Origin of the sequence: Yoonia sp. I 8.24 (genome assembly GCF_022096995.1) — a bacterium.
Lineage (GTDB): Bacteria > Pseudomonadota > Alphaproteobacteria > Rhodobacterales > Rhodobacteraceae > Yoonia.
The window spans coordinates 317,303-329,461 of the sequence record NZ_JACXGQ010000003.1 but is presented as its reverse complement, the minus strand read 5'-3'; the positions used below and the strand labels follow the sequence as shown (position 1 = coordinate 329,461).

The 12,159-nt window shown below is 57.1% G+C and carries 11 protein-coding genes; 9 read left to right on the top strand and 2 right to left on the bottom strand.

Going from position 1 to position 12,159, the window contains the following annotated elements:
• Positions 1-24: 24 nt before the first annotated feature.
• Positions 25-1,620 carry a divergent polysaccharide deacetylase family protein gene (locus tag Yoon_RS07405; RefSeq protein ID WP_238111485.1) on the bottom strand — a complete coding sequence of 532 codons (1,596 nt, stop codon included), beginning with the start codon at positions 1,618-1,620 and terminating at the stop codon, positions 25-27.
• Positions 1,621-1,764: 144 nt separating this feature from the next.
• Between Yoon_RS07405 and Yoon_RS07400 the strand changes: the two genes are divergently transcribed.
• The 7 genes from Yoon_RS07400 to lexA all read left to right on the top strand — a co-directional run bounded on the left by Yoon_RS07400 (position 1,765) and on the right by lexA (position 7,201).
• Positions 1,765-2,346, top strand: coding sequence for an aminodeoxychorismate/anthranilate synthase component II (locus Yoon_RS07400; protein ID WP_238111484.1), 582 nt, complete (start codon positions 1,765-1,767; stop codon positions 2,344-2,346).
• Positions 2,343-3,356, top strand: a complete 1,014-nt coding sequence (gene trpD / locus Yoon_RS07395) for an anthranilate phosphoribosyltransferase (RefSeq protein WP_238111483.1) — start codon at positions 2,343-2,345, stop codon at positions 3,354-3,356. Before Yoon_RS07400 ends, trpD begins: the two co-directional genes overlap by 4 nt.
• Positions 3,356-3,997, top strand: coding sequence for a uracil-DNA glycosylase (locus Yoon_RS07390; protein ID WP_238111482.1), 642 nt, complete (start codon positions 3,356-3,358; stop codon positions 3,995-3,997). Before trpD ends, Yoon_RS07390 begins: the two co-directional genes overlap by 1 nt.
• On the top strand, positions 3,994-4,800 hold the full coding sequence (trpC, locus tag Yoon_RS07385) for an indole-3-glycerol phosphate synthase TrpC (RefSeq protein WP_238111481.1): 807 nt from the start codon (positions 3,994-3,996) through the stop codon (positions 4,798-4,800). The genes Yoon_RS07390 and trpC overlap by 4 nt, the downstream gene beginning before the upstream one ends.
• Complete coding sequence (moaC, locus tag Yoon_RS07380; RefSeq protein WP_238111480.1) at positions 4,800-5,276, top strand: cyclic pyranopterin monophosphate synthase MoaC; 477 nt, start codon at positions 4,800-4,802, stop codon at positions 5,274-5,276. Before trpC ends, moaC begins: the two co-directional genes overlap by 1 nt.
• A complete protein-coding gene (glp, locus tag Yoon_RS07375; RefSeq protein WP_238111479.1) occupies positions 5,273-6,445 on the top strand; it encodes a gephyrin-like molybdotransferase Glp in 1,173 nt (390 codons plus the stop codon). Before moaC ends, glp begins: the two co-directional genes overlap by 4 nt.
• Positions 6,446-6,514: 69 nt before the next feature.
• On the top strand, positions 6,515-7,201 hold the full coding sequence (lexA, locus tag Yoon_RS07370) for a transcriptional repressor LexA (RefSeq protein ID WP_238111478.1): 687 nt from the start codon (positions 6,515-6,517) through the stop codon (positions 7,199-7,201).
• Here lexA and Yoon_RS07365 read toward each other — a convergent pair.
• Entirely contained in the window at positions 7,198-9,276 is a 2,079-nt protein-coding gene (locus Yoon_RS07365; RefSeq protein WP_238111477.1) for a ComEC/Rec2 family competence protein, read from the bottom strand. The two genes, lexA and Yoon_RS07365, sit on opposite strands and share 4 nt — an antisense overlap.
• An 82-nt stretch (positions 9,277-9,358) precedes the next feature.
• Here Yoon_RS07365 and gltX point away from each other — a divergent pair, with 82 nt between their 5' ends.
• Together gltX and gltA are read left to right on the top strand one after the other, a co-directional pair.
• On the top strand, positions 9,359-10,753 hold the full coding sequence (gene gltX / locus Yoon_RS07360; protein ID WP_238111476.1) for a glutamate--tRNA ligase: 1,395 nt from the start codon (positions 9,359-9,361) through the stop codon (positions 10,751-10,753).
• Between the two features lie 92 nt (positions 10,754-10,845).
• Positions 10,846-12,141, top strand: coding sequence for a citrate synthase (gene gltA / locus Yoon_RS07355; protein ID WP_238111475.1), 1,296 nt, complete (start codon positions 10,846-10,848; stop codon positions 12,139-12,141).
• Positions 12,142-12,159 lie beyond the last annotated feature (18 nt).

Below are 12,159 nucleotides of genomic sequence, written 5' to 3'. Positions count from 1 at the left end.
TCAAGATCCACCCTACCCCAAGACCTATGGCGTCACGTCCAGCAGCACCGCTGACACCGGCGCAAGCGCCAATTGCTGTTGATCGACACCGCCGGACCAATCCGCGAGCGCCGCAAGCGTTGTGTCTTGTACCAGCCCAAGCAATACAGCGTTCCCAGTTTGGCGCGCACGCAGCGCCGCCTGATCGAGCCGGCGTTTGATCGCAGCTTCATCTTCACCCGCGCCGTCGAGCTCTCGCATGATCGCGGCGGCGGGCACACCTGCCTCTGTTGCGGCTTGTTGCGCGGCGTTCAACCCGCGCTGTGCGGTGATCAGCCCACGCCCATCAGCCGCAAGCACCTGCATCACCTGCGCCGTTGCCGCCCGGTTATTGCGCAAAACACTGCTCTCATCCGCAAAGAGAATCGCGGCTTCTGGTATCAGGCCAAAGACCGCTTCAAATGCGACCTCAATATCTGTTGGCACCGCACCGGCGGGCAATGACACCTGTACCGCAACTTCGACCCCCGCAGCCTGATACGCCATGGCCCGGTCATGTGCTTGCGGGTCAAGCGCGTGTAGCACGACCGTCACGGGCAAGCCCAGTTCCGCAATTTGCGTCGCCATATCCGCGTTTGCACCATTATCAATCAGCAAAACAGAAAGCAGCGGCACCTCATTCGGGTTTTCAAAGGCAGTCCCAAAACGCTGCAACGCCGTTTCTGCTAGGTCCCCCTGTGATGGATCATCCTCTGCTGCGATATCGCTATCCTGCGCGTCGCTCTCAGACGACACCCCCAACCGCAAAACGCGACCAGTATTCGCTTGGGGAGCGGGCGCGGGCTCTGCGGGTTCGGTCGTGTCCGGTTCTGCTTGCGCCAGCTCAGGTGCGGCCGGGGTTTCCGGCGCGTCAGAGACGATCACAGGCGCTGGGGTTTGCGCCTCAATGATAGGTTCCTCTAGCGGAATTGCCGGTGCAATGCTTTCGGGTTCAGGAGCAGGCTCTGGCTCAGCAATTTCGGCAACCTGTGGGACAGATTCTTCTGGCGTTTCTTCGGGTACGAGCTCCGCAATTGATTGGGTATCTTCTGCGGGCACCACAGGTGCGGCTGGCGCTTCGACAACGTCAGGTGCATTCGCAACCAACGCATCTTCGGCGATTCCTGCGACGGTCGGCGAGTCAGTCTCGGAGACCTCAGCGCGGGGAGGCGCAGATTGCGTTGCGATCACCGCTTCCTCTTCGGCCATTGGAATCTCTGGCTGTGCCGCGGTCGTGGTCTCAAGCGCGGGTTCTTCCAGCGTGGCTACAGTAGTTGATTCGTCAGCGACCGCAGGGTCGTCCTGAATCGCTTCCAGTTCCAAGGTTTGCGGCGGTACGGCCGGTTCCGTATCAGCTGCGGGAGCAATGATTTCTGCTTGAGGTGCCGATACGCGGGGCGCACTTACGGCAAATTCACGCGCAACCGCTGGCGGGGTGGTCTCGTCTTCGAGGCTGACGGGCGCCACTGTTTCAGGTGCAGCCACCAAGGGCATTTGCGGCGGGGCGTTTCCCGCTGGCTGTTCAGCGACAAGAGACGCGATACTTACAGCCGTACCACCAAGCCCAAGCGCCCAAATGCTGCCTCGTAGAATGCCCGCCATCGTCAATTCACCTTATTCAGTCGCGCAAAATCGCGCCGTACGGCCTTGACGCTGCCCCGCGTGTCGGCCCATGTATGAAATTGATTATACCGTGACCCTTTAGGGCGGCGGTACCCCTAAATACGACCAAAACGGGATTTTGTCATGCTTTTGCTGATAGATAACTACGATAGCTTCACCTATAACCTTGTTCACTATCTGGGTGAGCTCGGGGCGGACGTCGTTGTGAAGCGCAATGATGCGCTTGATACCCAAGAAGCAATGGCGATGCGCCCCGATGCGATTATGCTCTCTCCTGGCCCCTGCGACCCCGCCCAGGCGGGCATTTGTCTGGCCCTTGTACATGCGGCAGCCGAAGCAAAAATTCCGTTGATGGGTGTCTGCTTGGGCCACCAAGCCATTGGTGAGGCCTTTGGCGGCAATGTCGTGCGGTGCCATGAAATCGTGCATGGTAAAATGGGTGCGATGAAGCACAAAGGCGTTGGCCTGTTCAAAGACCTGCCCAGCCCGTTTGACGCCACCCGCTATCATTCGCTGATCGTTGAACGCGCCACCCTGCCCGATTGCTTGGAAATCACCGCAGAGCTGGAAGATGGCACGATCATGGGTTTGCAGCACAAAACCCTGCCGATCCACGGCGTGCAATTCCACCCTGAAAGCATCAAGTCTGAACATGGACATAAATTGCTGAATAATTTTCTTGAGATGGCAAAGGTGCCTGCATGAGCGATGCAATGAAACCGCTGATTTACGCAGCTTCTGAAGGGCCATTGTCGCGCGCACAGGCGCAAGAGGCTTTTGAAATCTTATTTAAAGGCGACGCCACGCCGGCCCAAACGGGCGGCTTTTTGATGGCCCTGCGCGCACGTGGCGAATCCGTGTCCGAATACGCCGCCGCCGCCGCTGTGATGCGCGCGCATTGTGTGCCCGTCAAAGCCCCCGAAGGTGCGATGGATATCGTCGGCACGGGCGGTGACGGCAAACACACGTTGAATATTTCGACCGCGACGGCCTTTGTCGTGGCGGGCGCGGGCGTGCCTGTTGCCAAACACGGTAACCGTAACCTGTCGTCGAAATCTGGCACGGCGGATGTGCAATCCGCGCTCGGTATCAATGTTATGGTCACGCCAGAGATTGTTGAACGCGCCATTGCAGAGGCTGGGATTGGTTTCATGATGGCCCCAATGCACCATCCGGCAATGAAGCATGTTGGGCCTGTGCGGCTTGAGTTGGGTTGCAAAACGATCTTTAACATCTTGGGGCCGCTTACAAATCCGGCGGGCGTGAAACGCCAGCTGACGGGTGCTTTTGCCGTTGATTTGATCCACCCAATGGCAGAGACCCTGCAACAGCTTGGGACTGAGAAAGCATGGCTTGTGCATGGAAGCGATGGCACAGATGAGATCACGATTTGTGGGCCAACGGCGGTCGCAGCCCTTGAGGATGGCACCATCACATCACGCGAAATCCACCCCGAAGACGCCGGGCTGCCTGTGCATGATTTCCGCGACATTATTGGCGGCACCCCTGTTGAAAACGCTGACGCATTGCGCGCGCTTTTAGACGGGGCGACGGGCGCTTACCGTGATGCGGTGTTGCTGAACGCTGCCGCGGCGCTGGTCGTGGCTGACAAGGCTGCCGCGCTTCCCGAAGGCGTTGAGATCGCGCGCGACAGTATCGATAGCGGCAAAGCCAAGCACGCTGTCGAAACGCTCGCACGGATCACATCCACCTGATGTTTGATCTGGGGCGATTGGGTGCATGGCGCGATCTGGCGTTTTTTGACGACAATCTCCCGGCGATTGCGGCGCAGTTGGACACGGATATCCTCCCGCCGCCAATGCTGACATTTACGGCCCTAGAACGCTGTCAACCGGATGCGACCCGCGCCGTCATCATCGGCCAAGACCCTTACCATACCCCGGGCAAGGCCGACGGCTTGGCGTTTTCGATCCCTGATGCCTTTGGCGGGCGGCTTGATAGTCTTGGTAATATCTTCAAAGAGATAGATAGCGATCTTGGGCAGGTACGAAGCAAGACCGGCCTGTCCGATTGGGCCGATCAAGGTGTTCTTTTACTCAATACAGCACTGACCGTGCCCCCCGGGAAACCCAAAGCACATGCCAAATTGGGTTGGTCAAAACTGGTTGTTGAGGTGATCGACCATCTGGCTGATGCTCCGCGTGCCTACATCCTTTGGGGTGGGCCTGCACAGGCCTATGCCAAACACATTGGCGCCAAAAACCTGATCTTAACCTCTGCGCACCCTTCGCCATTGTCGTGTCATCGTGGATTTTTCGGGTCGCGCCCATTTTCAAAGGTGAACCAGTGGCTTATTGATCAAGGGCAAGAGCCAATAAATTGGGCGGACCCATGACCGATATTCTCGAAAAGATAAAAACCTATAAGCTCGCGCATGTCGCGGCCTGCAAAGAAGCAGTGCCCCTATCAGAGATTGAGGCACGCGCCAAAGATGCGCCCCCGACACGTGGGTTCGCCGACCGTCTGGCAGAGGCCGCGCGCGAAGGGTATGGGCTGATCGCTGAAATCAAAAAAGCAAGCCCCTCCAAAGGGTTGATCCGCGAAGACTTTAACCCGCCCGCACTGGCTGAGGCGTATCAAGCGGGGGGCGCGACTTGCCTGTCAGTTCTGACTGATGGCCCGTCGTTTCAAGGCGACGACAGTTATCTGACCGCCGCGCGCAGCGCCGTTGATCTGCCCGCGCTGCGCAAGGATTTCATGTATGACACCTATCAAGTCGCCGAAGCCCGCGCGCTGCACGCGGATTGTATCCTGATCATCTTGGCCTCTGTTTCGGACAGCCAAGCGCAAGAGCTTGAAGCCGCCGCATTTGAATGGGGTATGGATGTATTGTTAGAGGTCCATGACGCCGCAGAATTAGAGCGCGCGAGCCTGCTCAAATCGCCGCTTATGGGGATTAACAACCGCAACTTGAAGACTTTTGAAACCACGCTCGATACCACACGCACCCTGTCAAAACTCGTGCCAGAGGATCGCACGATTGTTTGTGAAAGTGGGTTGAATACGCCCGAAGATCTGGCTGATATGGCGCGCTATGGCGCCCGCACATTTCTGATCGGCGAAAGCCTGATGCGGCAAGACGATGTTGCAACAGCGACCCGCACCCTGCTTGCGAACCCAGCCACCGGGGGCATGTGATGGCGGGACTGAGCCATTTTGACAGCGACGGTAAGGCACATATGGTGGATGTGTCCGATAAACCTGTCACCGCGCGTGTGGCTGTCGCAGAAGCGTTCATTAAAATGACCGCGACGACCTTGGCGCTGATTGTTGACGGGCGCGCTGACAAAGGTGACGTGTTGGGCATCGCGCGCATTGCAGGCATCATGGCCGCCAAAAAGACCGCTGATCTGATCCCATTGTGTCACCCGCTGCCGATCACCAAAGTCGCTCTCAACCTGACCCCCGACGAAAGCTTGCCCGGCATCCGCATTGCCGCAACCGTCAAAACGGGTGGGCAAACGGGCGTCGAGATGGAGGCGCTAACCGCCGCGAGCACAGCCGCTCTGACGGTTTATGACATGGTCAAGGCCGTGCAAAAAGACATGGAAATTGGAGGGCTGAGGGTCACGCTAAAGGACGGCGGGAAATCGGGCCGGTTTGAAAACCCATGATCACTGTCGATGCGGCCCTCGCGCATCTTTTTGCGCTTTGCGCCCCTTTACCGGTGGAAACAGTGCCGCTGGCGCAGGCATTTGGCCGCACTTTGGCGCAAGATGTTACCGCAACGCGCGATCAGCCGCCCTTTGCTGCTTCGGCGATGGATGGCTATGCGGTGCACCGCAATGACGTTGTTCCCGGCGCTAAATTGGTGGTGATTGGCGAAGCGGCGGCGGGGCATGCATTGGCTGCCCCCGTAACCATGGGCCAAGCTGCGCGGATATTCACGGGTGCCCCGTTGCCCGCAGGGACCGACTGGGTCGTGATCCAAGAAGATGTGAGCCGCGACGGTGACACGATTACCTTGGGCGCATCATTGGAAACCAAACCCTATGTCCGTCCAGCCGGCGCTGATTTTCGAAATGGCGATCAGATCCAAGCACCCCGCATTCTATCCCCAGCGGATATTGCGCTGCTTGCATCGATGAATATCGCGCAGGTGCCCGTCACACGTCGCCCGGTGGTCGCAATTATCGCCACAGGCGATGAATTGGTCCAACCCGGCGAAGCCCCCGGCCCCGATCAGATTATTGCGTCTAACAGTTTTGGGCTGGCGGCATTGGTGCAAAATCTTGGCGCACATCCGCGCCTGCTGCCGATTGCACGTGATAATATCCCCGCGCTAGAGCTTACCTTTGATCTGGCCGCTGACGCGGATTTAATCGTCACAATTGGCGGCGCCTCGGTCGGCGATCACGATCTTGTCGGGCAAGTCGCGCAAGAAAAGGGCATGCAGCAGGCGTTCTATAAGATCGCCATGCGCCCGGGCAAACCGCTTATGGCCGGGCGCATGGGCGGTGCGGTGATGATTGGGCTGCCGGGGAATCCGGTGTCGGCGATGGTTTGCGGGCATGTTTTCCTTGCGCCCGTCATTCGGAAGATGTTGGGCCAAGGTGCGGCGGCTGCCCCGCGCCAAATGGCAAACCTCGCGGCCCCCATTGGGGCAAACGGGCCGCGCGAACATTATATGCGTGCACATCTTGGCCCAGATGGCGTGCGTATTTTTGAGCGTCAGGATTCCGTGCTGCTCACCGTTTTAGCTGACGCCAATTGTCTGGCCGTCCGTCCGATCAAAGACCGGGCCCGTGCCGCCGGGGACAAAATTGAGATTATCCCGCTGTAAACCATGCGCAGCTTGACACAAAACAAGAACAAGCCTAGAACATATGCAAAACCTTTCTGGGGATAAGTCATGCTTACGAAAAAACAGCTCGATCTTTTGGCCTTTATTAACACCCGCATTCAGCGTGATGGCGTGCCGCCCAGTTTTGACGAAATGAAAGAAGCGTTGGATCTGCGCTCAAAATCCGGGATTCACCGGCTGATCACAGCACTTGAAGAGCGCGGATTTATCCGCCGGCTTGCACACCGCGCGCGCGCGCTTGAGATCGTGAAATTACCCGATGCAATGCAGGCCAAGTCCGGCTTTACCCCACGTGTGATTGATGGCGACAAGCCGGACAGCACCCCACCTTCCGCAATGCCCATCGACAATGGCGCGGTTGAATTGCCTGTGATGGGCCGGATTGCTGCCGGCGTCCCGATCGAGGCGATTAGCCAAGTGTCGCATAATGTGTCGGTTCCGCAATCCATGGTCGGCGCTGGCGATCACTACGCGCTTGAAGTCAAAGGCGATTCGATGATTGACGCTGGCATCAACGACGGCGATGTCGTTGTGATCCGTGAAACAACTGTTGCCGATAATGGTGACATCGTCGTGGCCCTTGTCGAAGGGCACGAAGCCACGCTCAAACGGTTCCGCCGCAACGGCAGCGCCATCGCGCTTGAAGCGGCCAACCCCGCCTATGAAACCCGTGTGTTCCGCGATGATCAGGTTAAGGTGCAAGGGCGTTTAGTTGGATTGATCCGCACCTACTAAGGCGCATGTAATAATATCTCTGACGCGGGCGCGGCATCAGCGTGCGCGTTCCATGGGCGGTTGCCTACCACGCCTTGGGCAGTTGTCAGGCGCAAATCCCCCCCGTCAGAAAGATCAAAGGCAAGTGCACCTGTTTGCCGCAACCGGTTGATATCGAACGTGATACAGGGGCGCCCGGTGACATCCTCTTGATTGCTAATGAGGACATCAGCGCCGCCACAACCATGTAATGCGGCTAATGCCGTTTTCCCGGTCACCTGCAAAATCTGCCATTCCCCAACATGGGTGCGCACGACCCGCCCATCGCGCGTATAGCCGGGACGGCTGGCAGCCATTTCTTGTGGCACGGGACCACCATCGTTTTCGAGCCAAATTTGAGCGATAAAACTGCTTCCCGTGGCTTTGGACAGCGCCCGCCCCTCTGACCCCATGACCCCAATCATCGCCGCATTGTCCGCCACCAAAAGTGTCGGGCGGGTCGCCTGCCCCCATACCACAAATGCTATAAAAGCAGGGACGATGCCGATCACCCGGCCGCGCCCCTGCCAAAGGATGATCCACAATAATCCCAACGCGAGCAACGGCACCACGCCACTGCTAGGTGCGATGACATGTCCCACAGCCCCATCCCAACCCGACACCGTCTGCGCGACCCACAAAATCCACTGCAAGCCCCAAGCCATCACGGTAAAGCCAATCCAAGATAGTCCAACTGGCGCGAGACAAATCGCCAGAACCGCAGCGGGCATCACCAACACGCCCATCAATGGAACGCTCGCCAAATTTGCGATCAACCCAAAATGTGCGATTTGATTGAAATGGGCCGCTGCAAAGGGCGCGGTGGCAAGCCCTGCCACAAAGGATGAGGTCACCACCGAAAACACCCCGCGCGCCCATTTGGGCCAACCGGACATATCGAACTGGCGCAGCCAGCCAAAAACCGCGACAAGCGCCGTAGTCGCCGCGAACGACATTTGAAATCCGGGGCCCATCAATGCTTCGGGTTGCCAAAGCAGCACGATGATTGCGGCTATTGCCACGGCACGTAACGTCAACGCGCGTCGGTCCACAAGCACCGCCACCAACATCACAGCGACCATAATAAATGCGCGTTCGGTTGCTACATTGCCACCAGAAAGCGCCAGATAAAACGCCCCAACGATCAAAGCGCAGATCGCGGCAATCTTTTTCGTATGAAACCGCAGCGAAATGGTCGCACTTAACGCCAACCCATATCGAACAAGCGCAAAGATAAACCCGGTCAGCAGCCCCATATGTAAGCCCGAAATTGCCAAAAGATGCGCAAGGTTTGCCGCACGTAAATCCGCCAACGTTTCTTTGCGCATCGCAGAGCGGTCCCCCGTCATGATCGCCGCTGCAAAGGCGCCGGGGTCGCCCGGGATCGCGGTTTGCACAAAACTGGAAAGCTGCATGCGGATCGCAAAAATGCGCATCTGCAATGATCCTTGATCCGGCGCATAAAGTCGCAAAACGGGGGTGCGCGTGTACCCCACAGCCCCGAGCCCCAAAAACCATGCATGCCGTTGAAAATCAAAGCCGCCGGGCTCTGCTGGCCCTGCAGGCGGCGAAAGATGCCCGGTTAGAATAAGCGTTTCACCGGGTTGATATGTGGTGATCACTTGGTCACCATGTACCGAAACCCGCACCCGTGCAGGCGTTCGCGCCGGTGACATGCGCGAAAGCACCACCTGATCCAGCGTCAAACGTGGCGCATCGCTGGCAGATCGATCGATATTGACGACGCGCCCCTGAATCGGGCCATAATAGCGAAAGCCAAGCACGGGTTCGGCCACTGCCCCCGTACGCCACTGCGCAACCCCGCCCCCTGCAAGCACAAGCGCGATACCGATTGCAAAGGGCGCAATTGCGGGCGTAATCCGGCGCGCACCAACAAACAAAGCCGCCGCAATCCCCCACACAGCTACCACAACGGCGCGACCGGGTTCCTCTGGCAATGAAAAATAGGTCCCGATTCCAATCGCAAGGCACACAGGCACCCAACCGATCAAGCCACCGCGTTGCGCCAATAGCGTGTCTTGCAAAGCTGCGCGCACTTGTTCTTTACCCCACAGTTTTGTATTCCCGCCCCATCCGGGACCCTACCGGAATGCTGGTTAGCGAAAGGTTAATTCCCCCATGTCCGTCGTCACTCGTTTTGCCCCTTCACCCACTGGCGCCTTGCATATCGGCGGCGCGCGCACGGCCCTGTTTAACTGGCTTTATGCCCGTGGGCGCGGCGGAAAATTTGTGTTGCGGATTGAAGATACAGACAAGACACGATCAACGGATGAAAATAAGCAGGCTATTCTCGACGGGCTGAGCTGGCTTGGCCTCGATTGGGATGGCGATCCTGTGAGCCAAGCGGAAAACGCACCGCGTCACATCGAAGTCGCGCAGCAGATGCTGGCAGATGGGCACGCGTATAAGTGTTTCAGCACGCAAGAAGAGATCGAATTCTTCCGTGAAACCGCCCGTGCGGCCAAGCAATCAACGCTGTTCCAATCGCCTTGGCGTGATGTGGCCGCCGCCGATCACCCGGATTTGCCCTATGTGATCCGTCTCAAGGCACCGCGTGATGGCAAAACAACGCTGCATGATGAGGTCCAAGGCGACGTCACATGGGCGAATGATCAGCTAGATGATATGATCTTGCTGCGCTCGGATGGCTCGCCTGTTTATATGCTGGCAGTTGTTGTTGATGATCACGATATGGGTGTGACCCATGTGATCCGGGGTGATGATCACCTTGCGAATGCCTTTCGTCAGAACCTCATTTACGAGGCCATGGGCTGGGCGAAACCCGTGCTTGCGCATATTCCGTTGATCTTTGGCCCCGATGGCAAAAAACTGTCCAAACGCCACGGCGCGACGGGTGCGGCCGAATACCAGCAGATGGGCTACCCGGCTGCTGGCATGCGCAATTATTTGACGCGCCTTGGCTGGAGCCATGGCGATGATGAATTCTTTACCGACGCACAGGCGCGCGAATGGTTTGATCTTGGCGGGATCGGAAAATCACCCGCCCGCTTTGACACCAAAAAGCTCACGAATATTTGCGGGCAACATATCGCGGCATCGGACGATGCTGCACTGCTGCAAGAACTGCAAGATTATCTGGCTTCCGTTGGGGAAGACGCGCTGACAGAGCAACAAAAAGACCGTTTTTTGCGGGCGATGTACTGCCTCAAAGAACGCGCAAAGACCATGCCTGATCTTTTTGAAAAAGCTCGGTTTTTACTGGTAAATCACCCTATAGACCGGGACGAAAAAGCGCAAAAATTACTCGACGATGTATCCCGTGGTATACTGTCGGAATTGACGCCGCAGCTGCAAAATGCTAGCTGGACGCGTGACACCTTAGAAGGGATCGTCGCGTCGCTTGCCGAAGCTCATGAAACGAAACTAGGCAAACTTGCGGGGCCGCTGCGTGCGGCGCTGGCGGGGCGTGCGGTCTCTCCGAGTGTGTTCGATATGATGTTGGTCTTAGGGCAAGCGGAAACAATTGCGCGGATACAAGACGCCAGCGACTGAAACCAATTCGTTACGATTGGCTGCTAGCTGGAACACCGACGAACAAAGATGCGCCGGCAACACTGCGTTGCGCGGCATAAAGGGGAAGATATATGGCTGAAAATACAGATACCGCAAAACTAACGATTAAGGGCGAAACTTACGAATTGCCGATCCATTCCCCGACGGCTGGCCCTGACGTCATCGACATTCGCAAGCTTTATGGTCAAGCGAATGTGTTCACATATGACCCGGGCTTCACGTCTACCTCTGCATGTGACAGCACAATCACGTTCATCGATGGTGGCGAAGGCGTTTTACTGCACCGTGGCTACCCTATTGATCAGCTTGCTGGTCAGTCACACTATCTCGAAGTTTGCTATTTGCTGCTTTATGGTGAGCTGCCATCCGCAGCTGAGCTCGAAAAGTTTGAGCGCCTTGTGACCAACCACACGATGATCCACGAGCAAATGCACAATTTTTTCCGTGGTTTCCGTCGTGACGCACATCCAATGGCGACAATGGTTGGCGTTGTTGGTGCGATGTCTGCATTCTATCACGATTCAACAGATATTAATGACAGCCACCAGCGCGAAGTCGCCTCGATCCGCCTGATCGCGAAGATGCCAACAATCGCGGCGATGGCTTACAAATACTCGATCGGCCAGCCGTTTGTTTACCCGCGCAATGATCTCGATTACGCGTCAAACTTCCTGCACATGTGTTTCTCTGTCCCCGCAGAAGAATATCACGTGAACCCTGTACTGGCCCGCGCGATGGACCGCATCTTTACGCTGCACGCGGATCACGAGCAAAACGCATCAACATCAACTGTACGCTTGGCATCATCATCGGGCGCAAACCCGTTCGCCTGTATTGCGGCTGGGATCGCGTGTCTTTGGGGCCCTGCCCACGGTGGCGCGAACCAAGCTTGCCTTGAAATGCTCAAGGAAATCGGCTCAGTTGACCGTATCCCTGAATTCATTGCCCGCGCAAAAGACAAAAACGACAGCTACCGTCTAATGGGCTTTGGCCACCGCGTTTACAAAAACTTTGACCCGCGCGCGACCGTGATGAAGCAGTCTGCGGACGAAGTTCTGGAACTGCTCGGCGTTGAAGACAACCCGCTGCTGCAGGTCGCGATGGAGCTTGAAAAACAAGCACTGGCTGACCCGTATTTCGCAGATAAGAAACTGTTTCCGAACGTTGATTTCTACTCTGGTATCATCCTCGAAGCGATGGGTTTCCCAACATCGATGTTCACGCCGATCTTTGCGATGGCCCGGACCGTCGGTTGGATTTCTCAGTGGAAAGAACAGCTTGCCGATCCACAATTGAAAATCGGGCGCCCTCGCCAGCTTTACCTTGGCGAGACACACCGCGACTATATCGACATCGAAAAGCGCTAAAAATTGGGCCACCTTCGG

Excerpts from the sequence above, each read along its gene's own strand:
- trpD (WP_238111483.1), top strand. The coding sequence starts at position 2,343 with ATGAGCGATGCAATGAAACCGCTGATTTACGCAGCTTCTGAAGGGCCA.
- trpC (WP_238111481.1), top strand. The coding sequence starts at position 3,994 with ATGACCGATATTCTCGAAAAGATAAAAACCTATAAGCTCGCGCATGTC.
- lexA (WP_238111478.1), top strand. The coding sequence starts at position 6,515 with ATGCTTACGAAAAAACAGCTCGATCTTTTGGCCTTTATTAACACCCGC.
- Yoon_RS07390 (WP_238111482.1), top strand. The coding sequence starts at position 3,356 with ATGTTTGATCTGGGGCGATTGGGTGCATGGCGCGATCTGGCGTTTTTT.
- glp (WP_238111479.1), top strand. The coding sequence starts at position 5,273 with ATGATCACTGTCGATGCGGCCCTCGCGCATCTTTTTGCGCTTTGCGCC.
- gltA (WP_238111475.1), top strand. The coding sequence starts at position 10,846 with ATGGCTGAAAATACAGATACCGCAAAACTAACGATTAAGGGCGAAACT.
- Yoon_RS07405 (WP_238111485.1), bottom strand. The coding sequence starts at position 1,620 with ATGGCGGGCATTCTACGAGGCAGCATTTGGGCGCTTGGGCTTGGTGGT.
- Yoon_RS07400 (WP_238111484.1), top strand. The coding sequence starts at position 1,765 with ATGCTTTTGCTGATAGATAACTACGATAGCTTCACCTATAACCTTGTT.
- moaC (WP_238111480.1), top strand. The coding sequence starts at position 4,800 with ATGGCGGGACTGAGCCATTTTGACAGCGACGGTAAGGCACATATGGTG.
- gltX (WP_238111476.1), top strand. The coding sequence starts at position 9,359 with ATGTCCGTCGTCACTCGTTTTGCCCCTTCACCCACTGGCGCCTTGCAT.